Annotated in this window: 22 protein-coding genes; 8 read left to right on the forward strand and 14 right to left on the reverse strand. The window is 74.6% G+C overall.

The window, feature by feature from the left end; all coding sequences use genetic code 11:
• Positions 1-222: 222 nt before the first annotated feature.
• Positions 223-1,032 carry a CoA pyrophosphatase gene (locus NR072_RS08915; protein ID WP_095353851.1) on the reverse strand — a complete coding sequence of 270 codons (810 nt, stop codon included), beginning with the start codon at positions 1,030-1,032 and terminating at the stop codon, positions 223-225.
• A gap of 36 nt (positions 1,033-1,068) precedes the next feature.
• Between NR072_RS08915 and NR072_RS08920 the strand changes: the two genes are divergently transcribed.
• The gene (locus NR072_RS08920) at positions 1,069-2,274 is read left to right on the forward strand and encodes an NAD(P)-binding domain-containing protein (protein WP_230259719.1); all 1,206 of its coding nucleotides are present in this window, start codon (positions 1,069-1,071) and stop codon (positions 2,272-2,274) included.
• A gap of 21 nt (positions 2,275-2,295) precedes the next feature.
• On the opposite strand, the gene nth is transcribed toward NR072_RS08920, so the two are convergent.
• Positions 2,296-3,102, reverse strand: coding sequence for an endonuclease III (nth, locus tag NR072_RS08925; RefSeq protein ID WP_095353853.1), 807 nt, complete (start codon positions 3,100-3,102; stop codon positions 2,296-2,298).
• A gap of 234 nt (positions 3,103-3,336) precedes the next feature.
• Here nth and acs point away from each other — a divergent pair, with 234 nt between their 5' ends.
• Positions 3,337-5,277, forward strand: coding sequence for an acetate--CoA ligase (gene acs / locus NR072_RS08930; RefSeq protein ID WP_256836915.1), 1,941 nt, complete (start codon positions 3,337-3,339; stop codon positions 5,275-5,277).
• Positions 5,278-5,352: 75 nt separating this feature from the next.
• On the opposite strand, the gene NR072_RS08935 is transcribed toward acs, so the two are convergent.
• From NR072_RS08935 to NR072_RS08950, 4 genes are all read right to left on the reverse strand, one after another.
• Positions 5,353-5,835 carry a GntR family transcriptional regulator gene (locus NR072_RS08935; RefSeq protein ID WP_095353855.1) on the reverse strand — a complete coding sequence of 161 codons (483 nt, stop codon included), beginning with the start codon at positions 5,833-5,835 and terminating at the stop codon, positions 5,353-5,355.
• Positions 5,807-5,992, reverse strand: coding sequence for a methionine/alanine import family NSS transporter small subunit (locus tag NR072_RS08940; protein ID WP_036338231.1), 186 nt, complete (start codon positions 5,990-5,992; stop codon positions 5,807-5,809). The genes NR072_RS08935 and NR072_RS08940 overlap by 29 nt, the downstream gene beginning before the upstream one ends.
• Before the next feature lie 3 nt (positions 5,993-5,995).
• The gene (locus NR072_RS08945) at positions 5,996-7,639 is read right to left on the reverse strand and encodes a sodium-dependent transporter (protein WP_095353856.1); all 1,644 of its coding nucleotides are present in this window, start codon (positions 7,637-7,639) and stop codon (positions 5,996-5,998) included.
• 119 nt (positions 7,640-7,758) lie between these two features.
• On the reverse strand, positions 7,759-9,138 hold the full coding sequence (locus tag NR072_RS08950; RefSeq protein ID WP_095353857.1) for a CvpA family protein: 1,380 nt from the start codon (positions 9,136-9,138) through the stop codon (positions 7,759-7,761).
• A 174-nt stretch (positions 9,139-9,312) separates the two neighbouring features.
• Between NR072_RS08950 and NR072_RS08955 the strand changes: the two genes are divergently transcribed.
• Entirely contained in the window at positions 9,313-9,990 is a 678-nt protein-coding gene (locus NR072_RS08955; protein WP_002854021.1) for a Crp/Fnr family transcriptional regulator, read from the forward strand.
• Positions 9,991-10,024: 34 nt separating this feature from the next.
• On the opposite strand, the gene NR072_RS08960 is transcribed toward NR072_RS08955, so the two are convergent.
• From NR072_RS08960 to NR072_RS08970, 3 genes are read right to left on the reverse strand one after another with little or no spacing between them, the layout of a single operon-like run.
• Entirely contained in the window at positions 10,025-10,927 is a 903-nt protein-coding gene (locus NR072_RS08960) for an NUDIX hydrolase (RefSeq protein WP_095353858.1), read from the reverse strand.
• The gene (locus NR072_RS08965; protein ID WP_020628330.1) at positions 10,917-11,417 is read right to left on the reverse strand and encodes a RidA family protein; all 501 of its coding nucleotides are present in this window, start codon (positions 11,415-11,417) and stop codon (positions 10,917-10,919) included. The genes NR072_RS08960 and NR072_RS08965 overlap by 11 nt, the downstream gene beginning before the upstream one ends.
• Positions 11,414-11,581: a DUF4177 domain-containing protein gene (locus NR072_RS08970; RefSeq protein WP_020628329.1), complete on the reverse strand. Its 168-nt coding sequence runs from the start codon at positions 11,579-11,581 to the stop codon at positions 11,414-11,416. The genes NR072_RS08965 and NR072_RS08970 overlap by 4 nt, the downstream gene beginning before the upstream one ends.
• A 68-nt stretch (positions 11,582-11,649) precedes the next feature.
• Here NR072_RS08970 and NR072_RS08975 point away from each other — a divergent pair, with 68 nt between their 5' ends.
• Genes NR072_RS08975 through NR072_RS08990 form a run of 4 tightly spaced genes read left to right on the forward strand, consistent with a single transcriptional unit; the run spans position 11,650 to position 18,549 of the window.
• Positions 11,650-13,833, forward strand: coding sequence for a transglycosylase domain-containing protein (locus NR072_RS08975; RefSeq protein ID WP_020628328.1), 2,184 nt, complete (start codon positions 11,650-11,652; stop codon positions 13,831-13,833).
• A gap of 5 nt (positions 13,834-13,838) precedes the next feature.
• Positions 13,839-14,807, forward strand: a complete 969-nt coding sequence (locus tag NR072_RS08980; protein WP_095353860.1) for a metallophosphoesterase — start codon at positions 13,839-13,841, stop codon at positions 14,805-14,807.
• Positions 14,808-14,848: 41 nt separating this feature from the next.
• The gene (locus NR072_RS08985) at positions 14,849-16,687 is read left to right on the forward strand and encodes an ABC transporter ATP-binding protein (RefSeq protein WP_036314269.1); all 1,839 of its coding nucleotides are present in this window, start codon (positions 14,849-14,851) and stop codon (positions 16,685-16,687) included.
• Positions 16,684-18,549 carry an ABC transporter ATP-binding protein gene (locus NR072_RS08990; protein WP_256836925.1) on the forward strand — a complete coding sequence of 622 codons (1,866 nt, stop codon included), beginning with the start codon at positions 16,684-16,686 and terminating at the stop codon, positions 18,547-18,549. Before NR072_RS08985 ends, NR072_RS08990 begins: the two co-directional genes overlap by 4 nt.
• 74 nt (positions 18,550-18,623) lie before the next feature.
• Here NR072_RS08990 and NR072_RS08995 read toward each other — a convergent pair whose 3' ends face one another.
• The 3 genes from NR072_RS08995 to purD all read right to left on the reverse strand — a co-directional run bounded on the left by NR072_RS08995 (position 18,624) and on the right by purD (position 22,044).
• Positions 18,624-19,637 carry a hypothetical protein gene (locus tag NR072_RS08995; RefSeq protein ID WP_256836926.1) on the reverse strand — a complete coding sequence of 338 codons (1,014 nt, stop codon included), beginning with the start codon at positions 19,635-19,637 and terminating at the stop codon, positions 18,624-18,626.
• Positions 19,638-19,810: 173 nt separating this feature from the next.
• Positions 19,811-20,758 (reverse strand): phosphoribosylaminoimidazolesuccinocarboxamide synthase, encoded by a 948-nt coding sequence (locus NR072_RS09000; protein ID WP_098094429.1) that lies wholly within the window; start codon positions 20,756-20,758, stop codon positions 19,811-19,813.
• Positions 20,755-22,044 carry a phosphoribosylamine--glycine ligase gene (purD, locus tag NR072_RS09005; RefSeq protein WP_044658866.1) on the reverse strand — a complete coding sequence of 430 codons (1,290 nt, stop codon included), beginning with the start codon at positions 22,042-22,044 and terminating at the stop codon, positions 20,755-20,757. The genes NR072_RS09000 and purD overlap by 4 nt, the downstream gene beginning before the upstream one ends.
• 62 nt (positions 22,045-22,106) lie before the next feature.
• On the opposite strand from purD, the gene NR072_RS09010 reads away from it, so the two are divergent.
• Complete coding sequence (locus tag NR072_RS09010) at positions 22,107-22,376, forward strand: hypothetical protein (RefSeq protein WP_036314260.1); 270 nt, start codon at positions 22,107-22,109, stop codon at positions 22,374-22,376.
• Positions 22,377-22,418: 42 nt separating this feature from the next.
• Here the strand turns inward: NR072_RS09010 and NR072_RS09015 are convergent, their stop codons facing one another.
• Complete coding sequence (locus NR072_RS09015; protein ID WP_020624423.1) at positions 22,419-23,048, reverse strand: response regulator transcription factor; 630 nt, start codon at positions 23,046-23,048, stop codon at positions 22,419-22,421.
• The gene (locus NR072_RS09020) at positions 23,045-24,424 is read right to left on the reverse strand and encodes a sensor histidine kinase (RefSeq protein WP_206451797.1); all 1,380 of its coding nucleotides are present in this window, start codon (positions 24,422-24,424) and stop codon (positions 23,045-23,047) included. Before NR072_RS09020 ends, NR072_RS09015 begins: the two co-directional genes overlap by 4 nt.
• Between the last annotated feature and the right edge of the window lie 64 nt (positions 24,425-24,488).

Below are 24,488 nucleotides of genomic sequence, written 5' to 3' on the forward strand. Positions count from 1 at the left end.
GGGCGGGGCGGCGTCGTCGGCCCCGGGGCGGGCGGGCCGGGGCGGCGGGGACGAACGGGCGCATGGCGGGCCTCCTGCGGGTCGGGGCGGCCGCCGCGGTCCGCGGCCGCCGGCCCGTCCAGTCCACCGTCCCGCCCGGGTGCCCGCGCCCCCGGTCCCGCCGCTGGGGACACGAACCCGCCCTCCGGCGCCTGTGCAGGAGCGGACGGCGGAGCGCAGCCGTCAGTCGCGCAGGATCCGGTGGGTCCGCGCGTCGCGCACGCGGGAGTCGTCCCACGGCACGTCCCAGCCCAGCAGCCCCAGCACCCGGTCCAGCAGCGCCGCCGTGAACCCCCACACCAGGCGCTCGCCCACGAGGAAGCCCGGCGTCTCGCCGCGGCGGCCGCCGGGCCGGGCCACGCGGCACCGGTTCGCGGGGTCCACCAGGTCCGCGACCGGCATCCGGAACACGGCCGCGGCCTCGGCCTGGTCGACCACCGCCACGCGGCTGGGGTCCCGCCACCACCCGAGCACCGGGTGCACCACGTGCCCGGAGACCACCACCGGCACCGCCGGCAGCACGCCCAGGACCTCCACGCCGGCCGGGTCCAGGCCGGTCTCCTCCTGCGCCTCGCGCAGGGCCGTGGCCACGACGTCGCCGTCCTCGGGGTCGACGCGACCGCCGGGGAACGCGATCTGCCCGGCGTGCTGGCGCAGGGTGGCGGCGCGCTGGGTCAGCAGCACGTCCACGTGCGGGTGCACGCGCCCGGCGTCGTGACGGGCGGGGACGTCGTCGAGGGCGCCGAACAGGATCAGCACGGCGGAGGGGCGCGGATCGCCGGACCGGGGCCAGTCGAAGCCCCACATCGGCACGGCCTCGGGCGGGATGGTGGTGAGCGAGGCCGGGTCGTGGTGACCGGGCGCGTCCGCAGGGGCCGTGCCCCAGCGGGCCACGAGGTCCGCCAGCTGGTCCCGCGCACCCGTCAGCGACGCCTCGGACGTCCCGACGGCGTCGCGGGAGGTCGGGCGGGGGCTCGCGGGGGTCTCAGGCATGGCCCCCACGCTAGCCGCCGGTCGTAGCCTCGGGGCATGACGGCTCCCCTGACCTCGCCCCCGGCGGCCACCGCGTCCCCGGATCCGGTGGACGTCGCGGTGATCGGCGCCGGCCAGGCCGGACTGGCGGTCGGCTACTTCCTGGCGCGGGCCGCGCGGGACGTCGCCGGCGGACGCCGGCCGGGCCCGCCGCCGTCGTTCGTCCTGCTCGACGCGTCCGCCCAGCCCGGCGGTGCGTGGCCGCACCACTGGGACTCTCTGCGCCTGTTCTCCCCCGCCGAGCATTCCTCCCTGCCGGGCCGACCCATGCCGCCGTCGCCCGGCCCCGCCACCCCGGACGCCGGGCACGTCGTCGCGTACCTGGCCGACTACGAGGACCGCTACGGGCTGCCGGTGCGCCGGGGCGTGCGCGTGGCGGAGGTGACGCACGACGCCGCCGCGTCCCCGCCGTTCACCGTGCGGCTCGAGGACGGCTCGGCCCTGACCGCCCGCGCGGTGGTCTCCGCGACCGGCTCGTTCACCCGCCCGTTCGTGCCGGCCCTCCCGGGCGCCGACCGCTTCGGCGGCACGCAGCGGCACTCCGCCGCGTACCGCTCCCCCGACGCGTTCACCGGGCGGCGCGTCCTCGTGGTGGGCGGCGGCAACTCGGGCGCCCAGATCGCGGCGGACCTGCTGCTGGCGGGTGTCGCCACCACGTGGGCCACCCGGCGGCCGCCCCGGTTCATGCCGGACGACGTGGACGGGCGGGTGCTCTTCGATCGGGCCTCGGCGCGCGTGCTGGGCCGCTCTGAGGCGCGCGTGGGCGACCTCGGGGACATCGTCATGGTGCCCTCGGTGATCCGCGCCCGCGACGAGGCCGGGCTCCACGCGGTCCCCGCGCCCACCGCGCTCACGCCGGACGGCGTCCGCTGGGACCACGACGCCGGCGCAAGCCACGGCTGGCCCGCCGCCAGCCGCGCCGCGGCCCGGGTGCGCGGCGCCGAGCACCCGGTGGACGACGTCGTCTGGTGCACGGGCTTCCGGGCGGACCTGCGCCATCTGCGGGGCCTCGAGCTGACCCGCCGCCCCTCCGGGGCGCCGGCGACGGAGCGTGCCCTGCCGACCGCCTCGGTGGACGTGCCGGGACTGCACCTGCTCGGCTACGACGACTGGTGCGGGGCCGCCTCGGCCACGCTCGCGGGCGTGGGGGTGCACGCGCGCCGGGCCGTCGACGCGATCCTCACGGGCCTCACCGCAGGCTGAGCGGGCGGGCAGGCCGGGCGCTCAGGCCTCCAGTCCGTGGCCGAGGGCGCGCAGCTCCCGGCGCGTCCGCCCCGCGCGCAGGAGCTCGAGCAGCTCCTCCCGGCCGGGCTTGAGCTCGTAGGCGAGCAGGGCGCGCGCCCTCTCGGGGTCGGTCTCCCCCTCGCCGTAGGACGGGCACCAACGGGCGATCGGGCACGCCCCGCACGCCGGGCGGCGCGCGTGGCACACGCGGCGGCCGTGGAAGATCAGCCGGTGGGAGAGCATCGTCCAGTCCCGGCGCGGGAACAGGGCGCCCACGGCGTGCTCGACCTTCACCGGGTCGGTCTCGTCCGTGAACCCCAGGCGTCGGGCCAGCCGGCCGACGTGCGTGTCCACCGTGATCCCGGGCTGGCCGAAGGCGTTGCCGAGCACCACGAACGCGGTCTTGCGCCCCACCCCGGGCAGCGCCACGAGGTCCTCGAGACGGGCGGGGACCTCGCCGTCGTGCCGGGCCACGAGCTCCTGGGACAGCCGCAGGATCGCGGAGGCCTTGTTCCGGTAGAACCCCGTGGAGCGCACGAGCTCCTGCAGCTCGGGCTCGGTGGCCGCCGCCATCGCGTGGGCATCCGGGAAGCGGGCGAACAGCGCCGGCGTGGCCGCGTTGACGCGCACGTCGGTGGTCTGGGCGGACAGCACCGTGGCCACGAGCAGCTCGAACGGCGTCTCGAAGTCCAGCTCGCCGACGGCGTACGGGTACGTCTCGGCCAGGATCCGGTCGATCCGCCGCGCCCGGCGCACCAGGGCCAGCCGGGTCTCCCCGGTCGGCGTGCCCGTCGACTCCGTCTCCATCCGCGCGTCCTCCCGCCCTCGTGCGATCCGCTCAGGTCCGACCATCCTAGGGAGCGGGGCACATGCCGACGTCCGCACCGCGTCCGGCCCCCGCTTCTGGGTGCGATGCGACACACAGGACCTGAGGATTTGTGGCGACGACGCCGCGCGCGGCATGCTGAGGCGGGAGACTAGTGTGGGACGCGTCACATCCGTGCCGCGCACCGACCGCACCACCCCGAAAGGACCCCGTCGATGGACGAGCAGATCCCCACGTTCCCGCCCCCGACCGAGTTCGCCGCCCAGGCGGTGGCCGGAGCCGACCTCTACGAGGAGGCCGCCGAGGACCGCCTGGCCTACTGGGCCCGCCGCGCCCGCGAGGTCCTGCACTGGGAGCAGGACTTCACCGACGTCCTGGACTGGTCCGACGCACCCTTCGCGAAGTGGTTCGTCGGCGGCACCACCAACGCCGCGTACAACGCCCTGGACCGCCACGTCGAGGCCGGCCACGGCGACCGCGTGGCGATCCACTTCGAGGGCGAGCCCGGCGACACCCGGACCTACACCTACGCCGACCTGGCCGCCGAGGTCCGGCGCGCCGCCAACGCGTTCGAGTCCCTCGGCGTGACCAAGGGCGACCGCGTGGCCGTCTACCTGCCGATGATCCCCGAGGCCATCATCACGATGCTCGCGTGCGCGCGCATCGGCGCGGTCCACTCCGTGGTGTTCGGCGGCTTCTCCTCCGACGCCCTGCGCTCCCGCGTGGACGACGCCGAGGCCAAGCTCGTGGTCACGGCCGACGGCTCCTTCCGCCGCGGCAAGCCCTCCATGCTCAAGCCCGCTGTGGACCAGGCCCTCTCCGCGCCCGGCCACACCGCCGAGCACGTGCTCGTGGTCCGCCGCAACGAGGCCGAGGTCGAGATGACCGAGGGCCGCGACCTGTGGTGGCACGACGTCGTGGACGGCCAGTCCGACGAGCACGAGCTCGTGTGGCACGACGCCGAGCACCCGCTCTACATCCTGTACACCTCCGGCACCACCGGGAAGCCGAAGGGCATCCTGCACACCACCGGCGGCTACCTCGTGCAGGCCGCGGCCACCCACCACGACACCTTCGACCTGCACCCGGAGTCGGACGTCTTCTGGTGCACCGCCGACGTCGGCTGGGTCACCGGGCACTCCTACGTCGCCTATGCGCCCCTGGTCAACGGCGCCACCCAGGTGATCTACGAGGGCACCCCGGACTCCCCGCACCAGGGCCGCTGGTGGGAGATCGTGCAGAAGTACGGCGTGAGCATCCTCTACACGGCGCCGACGGCGATCCGCACGTTCATGAAGTGGGGCCGGCACATCCCGGACGAGTACGACCTCTCCAGCCTGCGCGTGCTCGGCTCCGTGGGCGAGGCCATCAACCCGGAGGCCTGGCGCTGGTACCACGAGGTCATCGGCGCCGGCCGCTGCCCCATCGTGGACACCTGGTGGCAGACCGAGACGGGCGCCCACATGCTCACCCCGCTGCCCGGCGTGACCACCCTCAAGCCCGGTTCCGCCCAGAGGCCGGTGCCCGGCGTCGTGCTGGAGGTCGTGGACGAGCTCGGCGAGCCCATGACGGACACGAGCGCGGGCTTCCTCGTGGTGCGCGAGCCGTGGCCGTCCATGCTGCGCGGCATCTGGGGAAACCCGGAGCGCTTCAAGGAGACCTACTGGTCCCGCTTCCCCGGCATGTACTTCGCCGGCGACGGCGCCCGCCACGACGAGGACGGCGACATCTGGCTGCTGGGCCGCGTGGACGACGTCATGAACGTCTCCGGCCACCGCCTGTCCACCACCGAGATCGAGTCCTCCCTCGTGGCGCACCCGTCCGTGGCCGAGTCCGCGGTGGTCGGCGCGAAGGATGAGACCACGGGCGAGGCGGTCGTCGCGTTCGTCCTGCTCACCGAGGACGCCGTCGCGGCCGACCGCGACGTCGCCGAGGTCGAGGAGGAGCTGCGGCAGCACGTGGGCAAGGACATCGGACCCATCGCCAAGCCCAAGCGCGTGCTCGTGGTCCCCGAGCTGCCCAAGACGCGCTCCGGCAAGATCATGCGCCGCCTCCTCAAGGACGTGGCCGAGGGCCGCGACCCGGGCGACTCCACCACGCTGGCCGACCCCACGGTCATGCAGCGCATCGTGGAGACGCTCGCCCCGAAGGCCTGAGCCGGCACGACGACGCCGCCCCGGTCCGCACGCTGTGTGCGGTCCGGGGCGGCGTCGTCGGTGGGCGGGCCCGGCTCAGGCGCGGGCGGCCGCGTCCCGCCGGACCAGCTCCACGGCCTCGTCGGGCGTGTAGCCGAGGCGTTCGAGCAGGGTGTCGAGACAGCGGCGCACGGCCTGGTGCGCGGCGTCCGCGCGGGCGTCCGCCGAGGCGGCCACGAACGTGCCCGCGCGCCCCCGGGTGCGGATGGTGCCGTGCGCCTCGAGCTCCTTGTAGGCCCGGGCCACGGTGCCCGGTGCCACGCCGAGCTCGGCGGCGAGCGCGCGCACGGGCGGCAGTCGGTCCCCGCGGGCGAGGGATCCGGAGGCGACGCCGGCCAGGACCGCGTCCACGATCTGCCGGTAGGGCGGGGCCGGCAGGCTCCCGTCCACCGCCACGACCGGCAGGGAGGCGGAGACCACGCCCGCGGCCCCGTCGGCGATCGAGACCGCGGACGGGGCCGCTGGGGACGGACCGGTGGCCCTCATCGACTCACCGGTGCCGTGCGTCGAGACGGCCATCCTCGCGCTCCCACACGGCGGGGGCCAGTTCGTCCTCGATGGCGAGATCGCCCGAGGAGTCGTCCGGGTGGCGGAGCAGGTGGACGGCGGAGACCGCGAGGCCGCCCCACACCAGGAGGATGGCCAGGGACATCATGACGATCGCTGCGGTGCTCATCGGTCAGAGCTCCTTCCGGGTGGCGGCCGCGGGCACCACCGGCAGGGCGCCGGTGGGGACGGTGCCCTCGGGCACGGCGTTGTGCGGGATGAGGTCGCCGTGGATCTCGCTGTCCAGGTCCTCCGCGTAGAGGTTGGACTTGCGGGACCACGGGATCAGGGAGAGCAGGATCGCCAGGGCGACGGAGCCGAGCGCGATGCCCCAGCCGAAGACGCCGAGGAAGTCGCCCGGGTAGCCCTCATAGCCCTCCGCGATCACCTTCATGATCCAGGAGAGCCAGATGTAGGCGAGCACGATCGGCATGAGCACGCCGATCAGCAGCACGTACCCGCGGCCGACCTTGAAGGAGGAGACGGCGTTGAGGTGCGCCGTGATGCGACGGGCCGAGCCCAGCGCGCCGGTGACCAGGAGCACCGACAGGAGCGCCGCGCCCACGATGCCGAAGTTGTTGGCGAACGCGTCCATGGTGTCCAGCATCTGCAGGCCCGTGGTGGTGGAGAACAGGGTGAGGGAGACCACCCCGGACAGGCCGATCACCACGATCGTGGCCGTCCAGCGGCCCCAGCCGAGCTTGTCCTTCACGGCGGAGATGACGACCTCGAGGATCGAGATCAGCGAGGTGAAGCCGGCGACTACGAGCGAGCCGAAGAACAGCACGCCGATGAGGGCGCCGAGCGGGGCCTGCGAGATCAGGGTGGGGAAGGCGATGAACGCCAGGCCGATGCCGCTGCCCGCCACCTCGGCCACGGACACGCCGGAGGCCTGCGCCATGAAGCCCAGGGCGGAGAACACGCCGATGCCGGCCAGGATCTCGAAGCCCGAGTTGGAGAAGCCGACCACCAGGCCGGAGCCGGTGAGGTTCGTGCGGCGGTTGAGGTAGGAGGCGTAGGTGATCATGATGCCGAAGCCGACGGACAGCGAGAAGAAGATCTGACCGTAGGCGGCGATCCAGACGCCCGGGTCCGCGAGCGCGGCCCAGTTCGGCGTGAACAGCGCGTCCAGGCCCTGGGCGGCGCCCGGCAGGGTGAGGGCGATGCCGACGAGGACCAGGAACATCACGATGAGCAGCGGGATGCCGACCATCGAGGCCAGGGCCACGCCCCGGCGCACGCCGAAGCCCATGATGAGCAGCGTGATCACCCAGACGGCGAGCATGGGCCAGAAGACGCCCGAGACGAAGTCGAAGGACGGGGACGGGTCGTCGGCGACCTGCAGGTAGTCGCCCATGAGGAAGGTCTCCGGGTCCTCGCCCCACCGCTGGTCCACGGAGAACCAGGTGTACATGATCGCCCAGCCGATGATCGCGGCGTAGTAGATCCCGATGACGACGCAGATGAGCACCTGCCACCAGCCGACGGTCTCGGTCCACCGGGACAGGCGCCGGAACGCCAGCGGCGCGGAGCCGCGGAAGCGGTGGCCGATCGCGTAGTCGAAGAACAGGAGCGGGATGCCCGCGGTGAGCAGCGCGATCAGGTAGGGGATGACGAACGCGCCGCCGCCGTTCTCATAGGCGACGTAGGGGAAGCGCCAGATGTTGCCGAGGCCCACGGCGGAGCCGATGGCCGCCAGGATGAAGGCCCACCGGCCGGCGAACTCCTCCCGGGTGCGCTTCGGCGTCGGCGCGGGCGCGGAGACGGTGCTGGACATGCAGGACCTCCGAGGGTCGGGAAAACTCGAGTGTGACGGGGGCCACAATAGTCGATGCGGGCCGTTGCCGGACAGTCCGGTCCGGAATGCGGGCATCAGGCGTATGGCGCGGCGCCGGCTCAGCCGCCCGGGACGCAGTCCCCCGAGGGGACCGTGGCCGTCATCCCCGGGGCCGCGGCGACGACGGGGGCGATGGTGTCCGCCGTCAGGGCGTAGCCGACGGCGTCCGAGCCCGGGGCCCGGGCGAACACCAGACCGGCCAGGTTCCCGGCCGTGTCCACCACCGGGCCGCCCGAGTAGCCGTGGCGGATGTCCGCCGCGAGGGTGTAGACGTCCACCATGCTCGCGGCCCCGGTCAGGACGTCGCCGAGCGGCACCTCGCCGACGGCCTGCACGGTCGCGGGGGTGGAGGCGAACGGGCCGCCGTCGGGATAGCCCAGGACGGAGGCCGACGCGCCGCCCGTCAGCTCGGCGCCGACCGTCATGACGGGCAGGTTCGCGTCGTCGACCGCCAGGACGGCGAGGTCGTGCGCCGTGTCCAGGTGGACGATCCGCGCCGCGTGCACGCCGCGGGCGCGGTCCGTCACGGTGGGGGCGTCCACGCCGAGGACCACGTGCGCGTTCGTGAGCACGCGGTCCGGGGCCACGGCCACGCCCGAGCCGCTCTGCACCTGGTTGCACTGCGCGGCCGTCCCGGTCAGCCGGACGACGGCGGCCGACGCCGAGGAGGCGGCGGGAGTCGAGGGGGCGGCCGTCGACGTCGACGAGGCGGGGGCGGTCGTCGTGGCCGACGGCGCGGCGGCCGTGGACGACGACGCCGCGGCGGCGTCGTCGGGCTCCTCGGGGGTCGCCGAGGCGGACGGGGCGGACGTCGCGGTGTCGGACGGGGAGGAGGCGGCCGAGGGCAGACCCGGCGTCGCGGCCGGGGCCGGGGCGGCGCGGACGCCGTCGTCGGACTCCGGGACGGGGGCGGGCAGCTCGAGCTCCGGCAGCACGTCCAGGTCGGCGACGGCGGAGCGCGAGCGGGCGGCCCAGGCCAGGAGCGAGTCGGGCATCACGGTGTCCAGCGCCGTGATCACCTGCGAGCGGTTCACCTCACGGGTGACCGCGGTGGAGCCGGAGGCCGCGATGGAGAACGCCACGAGCCAGAGGACGAGGGCGCCCGCGAGACCGGCGGCGAGCGCGCCGAGCAGGCGGTCGACGAGTCGCAGGGCCGGCAGGTTCACGCGCAGCCGGATCGCCTCGCCGATGGCGGCGCCCACGTACTGGCCCGCCGCCACGAGCAGGACGAGGGTGGCGATCAGCGCGGCCCACCGCCACTGCGGCGCGGTGACGAACTCCGCCACCTCTGGCAGGGCGTAGAACGCGATCGCGGCGCCGCCGACCAGGCCGACGAGGTTGCCCAGCACCACCCACAGGCCACGACGGTGACCCTGGACCAGGAGCATCGCGAGCGCGACGATGAGCAGGACGTCCAGCCACGTCAGACCCAGCGGCATGGGCGACCTCCTTCGGATGCGACGGCGCCGGCCACGCACGGGGACCGCCCGCGCGCCCGGTGGAGGATCCAGGGTATCGGCCCGCCCTGGGGTATGGGGCACAATGGACGCCAGTGAACCGGGCGGCTCCTCCGCCGCGGTGCGAGGAACTGCCCACAGAGAGGACACGCACACATGGATCTCGAGGTTCTGCGGAAGGCTCCGCTGTTCACCAACCTGGACGACGAGGTGTTCGCCATCCTCACCTCGGAGCTGACCGAGGTGGAGCTCTCCCGCGGCGCGTCCGCGTTCCACGAGGGCGACCAGGGCGATCAGCTGTACGTGATCATGTCCGGCAAGATCAAGCTCGGCCGCACCGCCTCGGACGGCCGCGAGAACCTCGTGGCCGTGCTCGGCCCCGGTGAGATCTTCGGCGAGATGGCCCTGTTCAACCCCGCCCCGCGCAACGCCACCGCCACCGCGGTGTCCGCCACGCGCCTGGCCGGTCTGCGCCACGAGAACCTGCGCCGCGCCATCGCGTCGTCGCCGGACGTGTCGGTCCAGCTGCTCCAGGCCCTGGCCCAGCGCCTGTCCAAGACCAACGAGTCCCTGGCGGACCTGGTGTTCTCGGATGTGCCGGGCCGCGTGGCCAAGGCGCTCCTGGACCTCGCGGACCGCTTCGGCCGCCCGGCCGCGGACGGCCTGCTGGTGGCGCACGACCTCACGCAGGAGGAGCTCGCCCAGCTGGTGGGCGCGTCCCGCGAGACCGTGAACAAGGCCCTGGCCGAGTTCGTCCAGCGCGGCTGGATCCGCCTGGAGAACCGCGCCGTGGTCATCCTGGACCTGCAGCGTCTGCGCCAGCGTTCGCGCTGACGCCCCCCCGCCGCTGTGGAGCGGGCCACCCCGGTCAGTCCCGGGTGGCCCGCTCCACGCGCATCCGGGGTGTGCCGCCGTCGCCGGCCTCGGTGACCAGGTGGTATTCCGGCACGGGGCCGCGCCGGGCACAGGGCGTGACGGAGAGCAGGAAGGCGGCGGCCGTCCGGTGCGCCGCGACCCGACGCACGATGACCTGCGTCAGCGGGGTCGCCACCTGGTCGAAGGGTGCCGTGCCCTCCGCCCCGGCGGGTCCGGGCAGCCGCAGCGGGCCGGCGAGCGCGCGACGCGCGGGCACCCACGCCCGGAGTTCGGGACCGGGTTCCTCGGATGCCGGCGCGGACTGCAGCGGTGGGGTCATCGTGGCGAACACGGCCGTGTCGAAGCGTCGGTGGACGTGGGGCGCGGAATGCCAGCGCATGACGGGGCGCAGCAGGTCGGCGCGCACCCCGAGGCCACGCGCGGCCAGCAGATGGGGCAGGCTCTCCGAGCCCTCCTCGAGGGAGCTGCGGCCCCCGCCCCAGGTCTCGATGCGCGCCGTGGACACGACGTCCGTGTCGGAGCGACCGGCGAGGAGCACTCCGGCCTCGTCGTGGAGCTCACGGACGGCGGCCACCACGTGCTGCCGCGCACGCCGCCGGTCCGTGGTCCCGAACGTGCGGGCCCACTGGGAGGGCTCGGGCCCGTACCACGGGCACGAGTCGGCGTCGGACTCGATGAGCGCGCCGCCGGGCAGACCCACGCGGCCGAGCGGGGTGCGTCCCGCGCGGTGACGGAGGAAGACCTCCGGGCCGTCGTCGCCGTCGCGCACGAGCACGACGGACGACCCGGGCCGGGCGGGGCGGACCTGGCGGAAGCGCCGGTCCAGCCACTGGCGGGTGAGGTCCTCCTCCTGCCCCCGGACCGGCAGCAGCAGGCCGGCCGGATCAGCGGACACGGACGGTGATCTCCACCTCGACGGGAGCGTCCATGGGCAGCACGGCCACGCCGACGGCGGAGCGCGCGTGGCGGCCGGCCTCGCCGAAGATCTCGGCCAGCACGTCCGAGGCGCCGTTCACCACGCCGGGCTGACCGGTGAACGCGGGGTCGGAGGCCACGAAGCCGACGACCTTGACGACCTGGGCGACCCGGTCCAGGTCGCCCACCAGCTCGTGCACCGCGGCCACCGCGTTCACGGCGCACGCCCGCGCGAGCTCCTGGGCGCGTTCGGGGGTGACCTCCGCGCCCACCTTGCCGGTGGCGGGCAGGGCGCCGGCCACGAAGGGGAGCTGGCCGGAGGTCAGCACGAGGTCGCCGTCCCGCAGGGCCGGGACGTAGGAGCCGACCGGCGCCGCGACGGCGGGTCGGTCGATGCCGAGCTCCGCGAGGCGGGCCGCGACGGCGCCGTCGCCCCAGGTGGGGGCCGAGGACTGCTCCGTCACGTTCACGCCGCCTTCGGACGCTTGAGGTAGGCCACGGGGTTGCTCCCCTCGGGGCCCGGGATCACCGTGACGAGCTCCCAGCCGTCCTCGCCCCACTGGTCGAGGATCTGCTTGGTCGCGTGGATGAGGAGGGGGATCGTGGCGTACTCCCACTGCGTCTGCTGAGTCATGGGACCCACCCTAGCCACCGGTGCGGACCCCGGAAGAGGTCCCAGGCGCCCGCGCTACACTCGCGCCCATGGCCTCCCGCACGACCCGCTTCCCCGCGCCCTCGAGCGCCCTCGGCCGCCTCCTCGCCTTCGTGGGCCTCTCGGCGGTGGCCGGCCTGCTCGTGGCGGCCCTCCTGCTGCCCGTCGCGGGCCTGGCCGGTGTCGCCGCCGCGTCGGGCCGGGAGATGCTGGACGAGCTGCCGGACGAGCTGCCCACGGAGCCGGTCTCCGTGCCGTCGCGCATCCTCTCGGAGGACGGTGAGGAGATCGCCGTCTTCTACGAGGAGAACCGCACCCCGGTCCCGCTGGACGAGATCTCGGAGCACATGCAGCACGCGATCGTGGCCATCGAGGACGAGCGCTTCTACGATCACGACGGCGTGGACGCGCGCGGCCTCATCCGCGCGACCGTGAACAACGCCACCTCCGACTCCACGCAGGGCGCCTCCACCCTCACCCAGCAGTTCGTGAACAACATGCTGGTGAACGTGCAGCAGATCCGCGGCGACTCCCGCCTCACCCTCTCCGGCTCCAAGAACATCGCGGACAAGGTCAAGGAGATCAAGCTCGCCGTCGCCGTCGAGAAGCAGATGTCGAAGGACGAGATCCTCGAGGGCTACCTCAACATCGTGCTGTTCTCCGGCCGCGCCTACGGCGTCGAGGCCGCCTCGCAGTACGTGTTCGGCAAGTCCGCCGCCGACCTGGAGAGCTGGGAGGCCGCCACGCTGGCCGGCATGGTCCAGTCCCCCACCCGGTTCAACCCGGCCCGCAATCCGGAGGAGGCCACGGAGCGGCGCAACCTCGTGCTGAACGCGATGAAGGACAACGGCTACCTCTCCCAGGAGGAGTACGACCACGCCGTCGCCCAGCCGATGGAGGTGGTGATGGAGTCCCGCCCCTCGGGCTGCCTCTACGCCAAGTTCGGCGCCTACTTCTGCGACTACGTGGAGCGGCAGATCCTCGCCGACCCCACGTTCGGCCCGGACGTCCAGTCCCGCCAGGCCCTGCTGGACCGCGGCGGACTCACCATCCGCACGACGATCGACTCGACGCTCCAGAAGGAGACCGAGAAGAACCTGCGCGCCTCCGTGCCCAACAACGAGTCGCTGGGCGCCGGCCACGCGCTCACCTCGGTGGAGGCCGGCACCGGCAACATCCGCACCATGGCCCAGAACACCGAGTACGCCATCCAGGACGAGCTCGGCCACACCTCGCTGAACTTCAACGTGGACAAGCAGTGGGGCGGCGGCCAGGGCTTCCAGGCCGGCTCCACGCTCAAGCCCTTCGTGGCCCTGACGTGGCTGCGCAACGGCAACCGCCTGGTCGACTCCGTGGACGCCTCCCGGAACGTCTACCCCACGGGCACGCGCTTCGCGGCCTCGTGCCGCCCGGGCGGCTACACCACGATCGGCGGCACCTGGCAGTTCAAGAACGTGATCCCCGACATGCTGCGGCAGGTGCGCGTGGACGAGGGCCTCTTCTGGTCCGTGAACACCCCGACCGTCGCCACCGCGTACCAGCTGGACCTGTGCGACATCACGAGCCTCACCACCCAGCTGGGCATCACCCGCGCCCTGGACAGCTCCCCGCTGCAGCCGGACGACCCGTCCTTCCTGCTCGGCAAGGACTCGGTGGCACCGCTCTCCCTGGCCGGCGCGTACGCCGCCATCGCCGCGAACGGCCTGTACTGCGAGCCGCGCGCCATCCTGGAGGTCACGGACACCGCCGGCAACCAGTACGACGTCGCCGACCCGCAGTGCGACCAGGTCATCGACCCGGACCACGTCCGGGAGCTGATGCCGGTCCTGCGCCACATCGGCGGCTTCAACATCGCCGAGGAGGGCGCCGGCTACGAGTTCGGCGGCAAGACGGGCACGAACGACAACGTGTCCTCCACGTGGTTCGTCGGATTCACCAGCAAGCTGGCCACCGCCGTGTGGACCGGCCGCTACAACAACCTGAAGTCCATGACGGGCGAGACCGTCAATGGCGAGGTCCGCAACCCGTTCTACTCGACCTCCATCAACGGCCCGTCCTGGCTCGAGTACAACCAGTTGGCCAAGGAGAAGTTCCCGCCGGGTGAACTGCCCGAGTGGGACGGCCCGCAGTCGGAGGACCCGGGCGAGGCCGGCGAGCACCCGGACGGACGCCAGTTCACCATCGACGACCTGGACCGGGGCGGGCCGCAGCCCCAGGCGGTCCCGGGCTTCTGACCGCGATGCGCCCCGCCGCCTCCCCCGCCCGGCGCATGTTCTGCGCCGCAGCGCCTGCCGCCGCCGGGCTGGCCGCGACGGCGGGCCTCGGCCTGGCCTGGGGCCTCGCCGAGGCCGAGGCCCGGACGGTGCGCACGCACCGACTGGCCGTGCTGCCGGCCGGGTCGGCGCCGCTGCGGGTGCTGCACCTCTCGGACATCCACCTGCTGCCCCGGCACCGGGCCAAGCGGGCGTGGCTGCGCGGATTGGATGCACTCGAGCCGGACCTCGTGGTCAACACGGGTGACAACGTGTCCGCCGCGGCGTCGGTGCCGCTCGTGCTCGACGCGCTCGGGCCGCTGCTGGCGCGGCCCGGCGTGTTCGTGCCCGGCTCCAACGACTACTACGCGCCCAAGGCGGCCAACCCCCTCCGGTACTTCGCGGGCCCCTCGCGCATGGACGCGGACCGGCCCCGGCTTCCCTCCGACGTCCTGTTCGGCGCGTTCCGCGCCGCCGGCTGGGCCGACCTGACGAACCGGGGCGCCGCTCTGGCCGTGCCGACCCGCGCCGGGACCACGCTCGAGGTCCTCGCCGCCGGCACCGACGACCCGCACCTCGGTCTGGACGCCTGGGCCGGCTTCCCCGGCTCCGCGCCCGACGACGGCGCCGGGCGGCCCGGCGACGACGGGCGGTTCCGGCTGGGCGTCACCCACGCCCCGTACCGCCGCGTGCTGGACGCCATGACCGCCGACGGCGCCGACCTGCTGCTCGCCGGCCACACCCACGGCGGGCAGGTGTGCGTGCCGTTCCTCGGCGCGCTCGTCACCAACTGCGACCTGCCCCGCCGACAGGCCTCCGGGGTCTCGACGTGGACGGCCGCGGGGCGGACCGTCCCCCTCGAGGTGTCAGCCGGCCTGGGGACCGCGCCGTCCGCGCCCGTGCGGTTCGCGTGCCGGCCCGAGGCCGTGGTGCTGGACCTGGTCCCGCGGGGCTGAGCCGCCTGTCCCGTCCGCGGCCGCGGGTACAGTGGAGCCCCGTGACCCGCGCCACCTCTCCCGCCGCCTCGTCCCTGCGTGACGCCCTGGGCGGGATCGCACCGTACCTCGAGGGCGTGCGGGCGCGCTGGGTGCTCGGGCTCGCCTCGGCCACGGCGGCGGGCCTCGTGGCCCTGGCCATCCCGCAGGTCATCCACCTGCTCGTGGACACCGTGTTCACGCAGACTGTGCTCGCCGGGCCCTCCTCCCCCGACTCCCGCGCGGACGTGTGGCGGGCCGCCGGCCTGCTCACCGTGCTCGGCCTCGCCGAGGCCGCGTTCATCGGCCTGCGCCGGTACTTCATCCTCCCGCCGGCCGCCGGGGTGGAGAACCGGGCGCGCATCGCCCTGTTCGAACGGCTCCAGCGCCTGCCGGTGGCGTTCCACGACGCGTGGCCCTCGGGGCAGCTGCTCTCCCGGGCCCAGGGCGACCTCTCGCTGCTGCGGCGGTGGATCGCGTTCGGCTCGGTCATGCTCGTGGTGGACGTGGTGACCATCGCCGTCGGCCTCGTCCTGCTGTTCCTGCTGTCCTGGCAGCTGGCCCTGCTCTACCTCGCCGCGGCCGTGCCGATCATGTGGGCGTCGTTCGGGTTCCGCAACGACTTCCGCGCCGCGTCCCGGCTCTCCCAGGACCAGGCCGGGGACCTCGCCACGTCCGTCGAGGAGTCGGTGCACGGCATCCGCGTCCTCAAGGCGTTCGGCCGCGGCGCGCACGCCCTCGACGGCTTCCGCGGGCGCGCCCGCACGCTGCAGGGCACCGAGGTGCACAAGGCCTCGGTGCTGGCCCGGTTCATCGCGCTCATCGTGGCCCTGCCGGAGACGGTGCTGGGCCTGGGCCTCGCCCTGGGCCTGTGGCTCGTGGCGACCGGGGAGCTGACGGTGGGCGCGCTCGCCGCCTACTTCGCCACCGCGGCCGTGCTGGCCGGGCCGGTCGAGTCGGTGGGCCAGCTGATGGGCATGACGCTCTCGGCCCGCACGGCGATCGACCGCCACGTGGACGTCCTCGCCACGCCCGTGGACATCGCCTCGCCCACCGGGGAGGCCGCCGTCGTGCCCCCGGCCACCGGCGCGCTCGCGTTCCGCGGGGTGCGCTTCCGCTGGCCGGACGCGGACCCGGGGCGCGGGGAGCGCGACCTGCTCGACGGCGTCGACCTCGAGCTGGTGCCCGGCGAGACGATGGCCCTGGTCGGCGCGACCGGCGCCGGCAAGTCGACGCTGCTGCAGCTGGTCCCCCGGCTGCTCGACGTCACGGCGGGCTCCGTCTGCGTGGACGGGGTGGACGTGCGCCGGATGCCGCTCGAGGAGCTGCGCCGGCGGGTGTCCGTGGCGTTCGAGGACGCCACGCTGTTCTCCGCGACCATCCGGCAGAACGTGCTGCTCGGCGCCCCGGCGGACGTGCTCGCGGACGGCCTCCACTCCCCCGCGGCGGACGCCCTGCTCGACCTCGCGCTCGAGACCGCGCAGGCGGGCTTCGTGGCGGACCTGGCGGACGGCGTCGAGACCGAGATCGGCGAGGAGGGCCTCAGCCTCTCCGGCGGACAGCGCCAGCGGATCGCCCTCGCCCGCGCGATCGCGGCGCGCCCGGACGTGCTCGTGCTGGACGACCCCCTCTCCGCCCTCGACGTGCGCACCGAGGAGGCCGTGACCGCGCGCCTGCGCGAGGTCCTCGACGGGACGACCACCCTGATCGTGGCGCATCGTCCCTCCACCGTGGCCCTGGCGGACCGGGTCGCGGTGCTGGCGGACGGGCGGATCGAGGACGTGGGGACGCACCCCGAACTGCTGGCCCGCAGCGCCGTGTACCGGCACATCATCTCGAGCCGACCGGAGGAGCAGGCATGAGCGCCGCCGACGTGAGCCGCGTGCGCGGCGTGGGGGCCGAAGAGGACCTCGACTACACCCGCGCGGAGCGCCGCCACATCCGGCGCCGGTCCTTCCGGCTGCTCGGCGAGCTCGCGCGGCCGGTCCGGGGGACGCTGCTGCTCACCGTGGTCTTCGTGCTCGTGTCCAACGCGGCGCGGGCGGCCGGGCCGCTGATCATCGCCTGGGCGATCGACGCGGAGCTGCCGCGCGTCGTCGAGGCCGTGCGGGCCGACGAATCCGTCTGGCCCATCCTCGTCCCCGTGGGCGGGGCGTACGTGGCGGCGGCCCTCATCTCCGGCGGCCTCCTGGGGGCGTACACGTGGCTCACCGCGCGGGCGAGCCAGGCCATGCTGCTGAGCCTGCGGCTGCGCGTGTTCCGGCACACGCAGCGGCTGAGCCTCGGCTTCCACGAGCGGTACACGTCCGGGCGGGTGATCTCGCGGCAGACCTCGGACCTGGAGGCGCTGCGGGAGCTGCTGGACCAGGGCGTGTCCTCGCTCGTGTCCGGGCTGATGTTCATGTCGTTCACCGCGGCGTCCATCCTGCTGCTGGACCCGCCGTCGTTCCTCGTGCTGCTGGGTGCGGCCGTGCCGGTGGCGATCGTGACGCGCTGGTACCAGGTGCGGTCCGAGGAGGCGTACCGGCGGTCGCGGGTGTCCTCGGCGCGGTCGATCGTGCACTTCGTGGAGACCATGACCGGCATCCGCGCGGTCCAGGCCTTCCGGCGGGAACGGGACAACGACGCGCGGTACCGCGACTTGGCCACGGCCTACCGGGACGACATGGTGGCCACGCTCAACCTGTTCGGCATCCTGCAGCCGGTGCTCGTGGCGACGGGCAACCTGACGGTGGCGGCGCTGCTCGTGACCGGGGGCCTGCGCGTGCTCGACGGCGACCTCGAGGTGGGGGTGCTCGTGGCGCTCCTGCTGGCCGGACGGCGCGTGTTCCAGCCCATGGAGATGGTGGCGATGTTCTACTCGTCGCTGCAGTCCGCGACGGCGGCGCTCGAGAAGGTCTCCGGCCTGCTCGAGGAGGAGCCCACCGTGGTGGAGGCCGCCGAGCCCACGCCGCTGCCCGGGGCCGACGCTCCGGGGACGGGCGTGGCGTCCGGGCGGGTGGAGTTCCGGGACGCGGTGTTCAGCTACGGACCGGACCGGGTGGTGCTGCCGGAGTTCGACCTCGTGATCCCGGCCGGGCAGACCGTGGCCGTGGTGGGCCAGACGGGTGCGGGCAAGTCGACGCTGGCCAAGCTCATCGCCCGGTTCTACGACGTCTCTGCCGGCTCGCTGACGCTGGACGGGGTGGAGCTGCGCGAGCTCAGCCAGGCGGATCTGCGGCGCAACGTGGTGATGGTGACCCAGGAGGCGTTCCTGTTCTCCGGGTCGATCGCGGAGAACATCGCCCTCGGCCGGCCCGACGCCACCGAGGCCGAGATCCAGGCGGCCGCCCGGGCGGTGGGGGCGCACGACTTCATCCTGGGGCTGCCCGAGGGCTACGCGACCGACGTCGCCAAGCGCGGCGGGCGGCTGAGCGCGGGACAGCGGCAGCTCGTGTCGTTCGCGCGGGCGTTCCTCGCGGACCCCGCCGTGCTGATCCTGGACGAGGCGACGTCGTCGCTGGACCTGCCGAGCGATCGACTCGTGCAGGCCGGGCTGGAGCGGCTGTTGGGGAACCGGACGGCCCTGATCATCGCCCACCGGCTCAGCACCGTCGAGACCGCCGACCGGGTGCTCGTGATGCACGACGGCCGGATCGTCGAGGACGGCAGCCCCGCCGAGCTGGTGGCGGCCGACGGGCGGTTCGCGGCGCTGCACCGGGCCTGGGAGGACTCGCTCGCCTGATGGGCCCCGGCCCGGGCACTTTCGAACGTAAGAGAGGGCCTATCCCACGTTCGAAAGTGCCCATTCGCCCGATTTCACGTTCGAAAGTTCTGCGGGGCGGGGCCGGAGGTGGAGGCCGCCCGCACGGCCCGGTCGTGGCGGACGACGGCGGCCACCACGGTTCGGAAGTCCTCGGCCAGGTCGGCGCCCATCACCGTGATGGACAGGTGGCCGGCCTCCTGCCAGAGACGGTCCCGCCGTGCGTCGCGTCGCTGCTGCTCCGGCGTGCGGTGGTGGCCGCCGTCGTAGTGGAGGGCCACGCGGGACCGTTCGACCACCATGTCCGCGTCGGTCCGCTCCCCTGCCGGTGAGACCAGCTGCGCCTGGAGGCGCGGCTCGGGGAGCCCGGCGTCGAGGAGCGCCAGCCGCAGTCGCGTCTCCGGAGGCGAGTCCGCCCCCACCCGGATCAGCGCCAGCGCGGACCGAGCCACCCGCACGCCCTTGAACCGGCCCGCCCGCTCCAGCGCCGCGGAGAGCCGCGACGCCGTCGTGCGCGGCGGGAGTCGGGACCCGTCCACCCACGGACGGTTCACGAGCGCGTCCCCCGCGACGACGGCGTCCGCCACCTGATCCGGCCGCAGCAGGGAGCAGAGGTCCACCCACGTCCGCTCGAGCGAGGTGACCGGGACCCCGTGCACCTCCACGCGGTCCTCGGCCGGCACCGTGCGTCCGTGGCAGGCGACGCCCGCGCGCCCCGTCCGACCCGTGCGGTGCGGCCGGCTCACGTGCACCCGTGTGTCCTCCTCGGCCCACCACGGCAGGACGAGCCCGTGCAGCCGCGCCGCCGTCAGATGCGAGGCGACCCCACGGGTCAGAGCCACCACGACAGCGGCCTCCTCCGGCGGCAGGGCCGCCACGGGGCGGGGGTATCCGAGCGCGGCCCACGACCCCGGCACGTCGACGACCGCGCGGTGTGCCCCGTGGGTGACCTGGCGCAGGTCGAGGCTGCGCAGCCGGTCGGAGGAGAGGGAGAGGCGGTCCAGGGCTTCGCGCCGGGTGAACGCGCGGCCGGCGAGGGCTGGCGGAAGGGGTGCGGGGCGGCGTGGCATGCGGCCAGGATGCGGGCGCCGTCGTCGTGGGCGGGCGTCCGACCCCCTCCTGTGCGGGGCCGGGCCCCTGTGCAGGAGCCCCCCCGCCCCGCCCCGGACTTTCGAACGTGAAATCGGGCGAATGGGGACTTTCGAACGTGAGAGAGGACATATCTCACGTTCGAAAGTGCGGGTCAGGCGTCGAAGGGGCGGCCCGTCAGGCGCTCGTACGCCTCCACGTAGCGGTCGCGGGTCTTGGCCACGACGTCGGCGGGCAGCGCCGGCGGGGCCTCCCCGCCGGTCTTGTCCCAACCGGAGTCGGGGCCCGTGAGCCAGTCGCGGACGAACTGCTTGTCGAAGCTCGCCTGGGGGCGGCCGGGCTCGTAGTCCTCGGCGTCCCAGAACCGGGAGGAGTCCGGGGTGAGGACCTCGTCGCCCAGCACCACCTGGCCGGTGGCCGGGTCCACACCGAACTCGACCTTCGTGTCCGCCAGGATGATGCCGGCCTCGCGGGCGATCGCCTCGGCGCGGGCGTACAGGTCCAGGGTGAGGAACCGCAGGCGCTCGGCGGCCTCGGTGCCCACGCGCTCGACCATCTGCTCGAACGTGATGTTCTCGTCGTGCTCGCCGACCTCGGCCTTCGCGGACGGCGTGAAGATCGGCGGGTCGACCCGCGAGCCGTCCACGAGCCCGGCGGGCAGCGGCAGGCCGGCCACCGTGCCCGACGCGCGGTACTCGGCCAGGCCGGAGCCGGTCAGGTAGCCGCGGGCGATGCACTCCACGGGGAACATGTCCAGGCGCTTGACGATCATCGCCCGCCCGGCCACGGCCGCGGGCACGTCCGCGCTCACCACGTGGTGCTCGACCGGCTCGGCGTGCGCCCCGTTGTAGCCCTCGGCCAGCTTCTCGAACCACCACAGGGTCAACCGGGTGAGGATGGCGCCCTTGTCCGGGATCGGCGGCTCCAGCACGTGGTCGTAGGCGCTGATCCGGTCGGAGGCCACCACGAGCAGCGTCGCGGACCGCCCCGGCTCGGCGTCAGCGGGCTCGTACAGGTCCCGCACCTTGCCCGAGTAGACGTGCCGCCAGCCCGGCAGCTCGAGGGCCTCGGCCCCCGTGAACCCCACGCGCTCCCCGCTCACTTCGCTCCCTCCGTCCCCGGCACGGTGATCTCGCCGCGCTCGGCCTTGAGTCCGATGTCCGTGCGCCACTGGGCGCCGTCGAACCGGATGCGCTCGACGCCCGCGTAGGCGCGCTCGCGCGCTTGGGCCAGGTCCGCCCCGCGCCCGACGACGGCCAGCACCCGGCCGCCCGCCGTCACCACGTCCTCACCGGACACCGCGGTGCCCGCGTGGATCACGTGCACGCCCTCGAGGCCGGCCGCGTCGGCCAGCCCGGTGATCACGTCGCCCTTCGAGGAGGAGGCCGGGTAGCCGGCCGAGGCCATGACCACGTCCACGGCGACGTCGTCGCTCCACTCGAGTCGACGGTCCGCGCCGAGCCGGCCGGCCGCGGCGTCGGCGAGCAGCCCGCCCAGGGGCGTCTCGAGGCGGGCGAGCACGGCCTGGGTCTCGGGGTCGCCGAAGCGCACGTTGAACTCGATGACCTCCACGCCCTCGGCGGTCACGGCCAGGCCGCAGAACAGCACGCCCGTGAACGGGGTGCCGCGGCGGGCCATCTCGGCGAGCACGGGGCGGGCCACGCGGTCCATGACCTCGTCCGTGAAGCCCTCGGGCAGCCACGGCAGCGGCGTGTACGCGCCCATGCCGCCGGTGTTGGGGCCGGCGTCGCCGTCGTGGATGCGCTTGAAGTCCTGGGCGGGGGTGAGGGCGACGGCGGCCTCGCCGTCGCAGATCACGAAGAGGGAGACCTCGGGGCCGTCCAGGAAGTCCTCGATCACCACGGTGCCGCCGGCGGCGAAGCAGGCCTCGGCGTGGGCGAGGGCCTCGGCGCGGTCGGAGGTGACCACGACGCCCTTGCCCGCGGCCAGACCGTCGTCCTTGACGACGTGCGGGGCGCCGAACTCGTCGAGGGCGGCGGCGGCCTCCGCGGCGGTGGTGCACACGCGGGAGCCGGCGGTGGGCACGCCCGCGGCGGCCATGACCTCCTTGGCGAAGGCCTTGGACGCCTCGAGCTGCGCGGCGGCCTGCGAGGGGCCGAACACGGCGAACCCGGCCTCGCGCAGGGCGTCGGAGACGCCGGCGGCCAGCGGGGCCTCGGGTCCGACGACGACGAGGTCGGCCCCCAGCTCGCGCGCGAGCTCCACGACGGCGGCCGGGTTGGTGGCCTCGACGGCGTGGAGGGTGGCGAGGTCGGCCATGCCGGCGTTGCCGGGCGCCGCGTGGAGGGCGCTGACCTGCGGATCACGGGAGAGGGCGGTGAGCAGCGCGTGTTCGCGGCCGCCGTTGCCGAGCACAAGGGTCTTCACGAGCCTGAAGCCTACGCGGTGGCCCTGGCCCGGCCCGGCCCGTGGCCCCTACGGTGGAGCGCATGACGATGCCTCCCCTCCACCACGGTCAGCCCGGCGACGACGGTGACCCCCGTGACCCCCGCCACCGGCCCGGTGCGGGGCTGGGACCCGGGCTCCGGTCGGTCTGGATGTTCGTCGGCGTGATGTTCACGTGCGCCCTGATCGTCTTCTGGACGCTGCGGGGGTTCGGCGTCCAGCGCGGCGACCTCAGCCTGCCCGCCGCGCTCGGCGTGCTGGCGCTGGCCGCCGTCGCCGCGGCGGTGATCACCCGGTACGTGCGGCGCCGCTGAGCAGGGCCGGGCCCTCCAGGGCCGGCCGCCTCGGCCTGCCCGTCAGCGGATGATGCGCCGTCGCCGGGCCTCGTCGACGGCGCGCGTGCGGTTGTCCACCCCGAGCTTCTGGAAGATGTGCACCAGGTGCGTCTTCACGGTGGCCTCGGAGATGAACAGCTCCTTCGCGGCCACCTTGTTCGTGGCGCCCCGCGCGATCAGCTCGAGCAGCTGGATCTCCCGCTCGGACAGCACCTCGGAGCCGCCGGACATGCGCCCCATCAGCGTGGCCGCGACCTGCGGGGCCAGCGCCTTGCGCCCCGCCGCCGCCTGCCGCACCGCCGAGGCGATCTCCTCGCTCGGGGCGTCCTTGAGCAGGTAGCCGGCAGCGCCCGCGTTCACGGCCGCGAGGATGTCCGCCTCCGTGTCGAAGGTCGTCAGGATCAGCACCTGCACCCCCGGCCACCGCTCCCGCACCGCGCGGGTGGCGGTCACGCCGTCCATCCCCGCGCCCATCTGCAGGTCCATCAGCACGACGTCCACCGCGGGCTCGCCCGCCTCCAGGACGCCGATCGCCTCCGCCCCGTCGGCGGCCTCGGCCACCACGCTCAGGTCCGGGTGCGCCTCGACGACGGCCCGCACCCCCGCCCGGACCACGGGGTGGTCGTCCACCAGCATCACCCGCACGCTCATGCGGTCTCCTCGCTCTCGGTCTGCTCGGGATCAGCGCTCCGGCCGGCCCCGGCGGCGGCCAGCGGCACCCGCAGCGCCACCACGGTGCCCTCGCCGGGGGCCGACTCGACGGTGGCCTCGCCGCCCACCGCAGCGAGACGCTCGCGCACGCTCGCCAGCCCCACGCCGGTCCCCGCCCCCGGGTCGGCACCGGCGGCTCCGGCCCGGGGGCGGGCCGCGACGACGGCCGGGTCGAACCCCGCGCCGTCGTCGGCCACGTCCACCGTCAGCTCATCACCGAGGTAGCCCAGCGTGACCCGGGCGCGCCGAGCGCCCGCGTGCGCGCCCACGTTCGCCAGGGAGGCCTGCACGGCTCGCAGCACCGCGGTCTCCACGGCCTCGGCGACCGCGACCGGCTCCCCCACGACCTCGACGTCCGCAGCCACGGGCGTCCCGGCGGCGGCCTGCCGGTCGGCGAACCCGGCGACCGCTCGTTCGAGCGCCTCGATGAGGGACGGTGCCCCGGTGCCGCGCAGGTCGCGGACGAAGCGGCGGGACTCGGCGAGGTTCTCGGCGGCCGTGGCGCGCACGGTCTCCATGCGCTGCCGGGCGAGGGCGGGGTCGGCGGCGTCGAGCGCGTCCTGGGCCGCGCGCGAGACCAGCACGATCGAGGCCAGCCCCTGGGTGAGGGTGTCGTGGATCTCGCGGGCGAGCCGCTCCCTCTCGGCGCTCACCCCCGCCCGGTGCTCGGTGCGCGCGAGCTCGGCCTGCGCGGCGCGCAGCTGCTCGGCCACGGCACGCTGGCGCTCGGACTCGGCGTGCAGGGCGCGGTACGCCCCGGAGAGCACCACGGCCACGGCGGCGCCCACCAGCGGACCAATGACGGCCGGCACCCGCACGCCGCCGGCGCCCGCCGCCATCCCGTCCACCACGACGACGGCCATCGCCACCACCAGCGCGGGCCCGACCACGTGGCGCACCCAGGCCTGCCGGGCCACCCGGTCGACCACGTGCAGGACGACGAAGAAGAGGGGGAAGGCGACCCACGCGAAGTCGCCGTGGTGGGCCACGAGCAGGCCCCACAGCAGCAGCACCAGGGCCAGCCAGGCGACCGCCGGACCGCGGCCGACGTCGTCGCCCCGGGCCCACCGGCGCCGCTCCAGCACGGTCCCGGCCAGGTAGACGCCCGCCAGCGCGGCGGTCAGCAGCACCAGGGTGGTGGCCGGGAACGGACCGGAGGACGCCTCCGGGGACCGGTCCGCGAGCGCGCGCGCCAGCCCCACGGTGAGCAGCGCGGCGAACGTGACGTGCAGGGCCACGCGCAGGCCGGCGAGCACGGCGGTGGTGCCGGTCTCGGCGGCCGCGGGGGGCACGGCGGCGCGGGGTGCGACGGACATGGCTCCACCCTAGGTGTTGTGGGTCATGAGGTTCTTGCCACGAGGCGCCGGCTGAGATGAGACG

The sequence above is a fragment of the Micrococcus sp. Mcc89 genome (assembly GCF_024519795.1).
Taxonomy (GTDB): Bacteria; Actinomycetota; Actinomycetes; order Actinomycetales; family Micrococcaceae; genus Micrococcus; species Micrococcus luteus.

Coding starts and splice junctions, on each gene's coding strand:
- NR072_RS08915 (WP_095353851.1), bottom strand. CDS start 1,032: ATGCCTGAGACCCCCGCGAGCCCCCGCCCGACCTCCCGCGACGCCGTC.
- NR072_RS08920 (WP_230259719.1), top strand. CDS start 1,069: ATGACGGCTCCCCTGACCTCGCCCCCGGCGGCCACCGCGTCCCCGGAT.
- nth (WP_095353853.1), bottom strand. CDS start 3,102: ATGGAGACGGAGTCGACGGGCACGCCGACCGGGGAGACCCGGCTGGCC.
- acs (WP_256836915.1), top strand. CDS start 3,337: ATGGACGAGCAGATCCCCACGTTCCCGCCCCCGACCGAGTTCGCCGCC.
- NR072_RS08935 (WP_095353855.1), bottom strand. CDS start 5,835: ATGGCCGTCTCGACGCACGGCACCGGTGAGTCGATGAGGGCCACCGGT.
- NR072_RS08940 (WP_036338231.1), bottom strand. CDS start 5,992: ATGAGCACCGCAGCGATCGTCATGATGTCCCTGGCCATCCTCCTGGTG.
- NR072_RS08945 (WP_095353856.1), bottom strand. CDS start 7,639: ATGTCCAGCACCGTCTCCGCGCCCGCGCCGACGCCGAAGCGCACCCGG.
- NR072_RS08950 (WP_095353857.1), bottom strand. CDS start 9,138: ATGCCGCTGGGTCTGACGTGGCTGGACGTCCTGCTCATCGTCGCGCTC.
- NR072_RS08955 (WP_002854021.1), top strand. CDS start 9,313: ATGGATCTCGAGGTTCTGCGGAAGGCTCCGCTGTTCACCAACCTGGAC.
- NR072_RS08970 (WP_020628329.1), bottom strand. CDS start 11,581: ATGACTCAGCAGACGCAGTGGGAGTACGCCACGATCCCCCTCCTCATC.
- NR072_RS08975 (WP_020628328.1), top strand. CDS start 11,650: ATGGCCTCCCGCACGACCCGCTTCCCCGCGCCCTCGAGCGCCCTCGGC.
- NR072_RS08980 (WP_095353860.1), top strand. CDS start 13,839: ATGCGCCCCGCCGCCTCCCCCGCCCGGCGCATGTTCTGCGCCGCAGCG.
- NR072_RS08990 (WP_256836925.1), top strand. CDS start 16,684: ATGAGCGCCGCCGACGTGAGCCGCGTGCGCGGCGTGGGGGCCGAAGAG.
- NR072_RS08995 (WP_256836926.1), bottom strand. CDS start 19,637: ATGCCACGCCGCCCCGCACCCCTTCCGCCAGCCCTCGCCGGCCGCGCG.
- NR072_RS09010 (WP_036314260.1), top strand. CDS start 22,107: ATGACGATGCCTCCCCTCCACCACGGTCAGCCCGGCGACGACGGTGAC.
- NR072_RS09015 (WP_020624423.1), bottom strand. CDS start 23,048: ATGAGCGTGCGGGTGATGCTGGTGGACGACCACCCCGTGGTCCGGGCG.
- NR072_RS09020 (WP_206451797.1), bottom strand. CDS start 24,424: ATGTCCGTCGCACCCCGCGCCGCCGTGCCCCCCGCGGCCGCCGAGACC.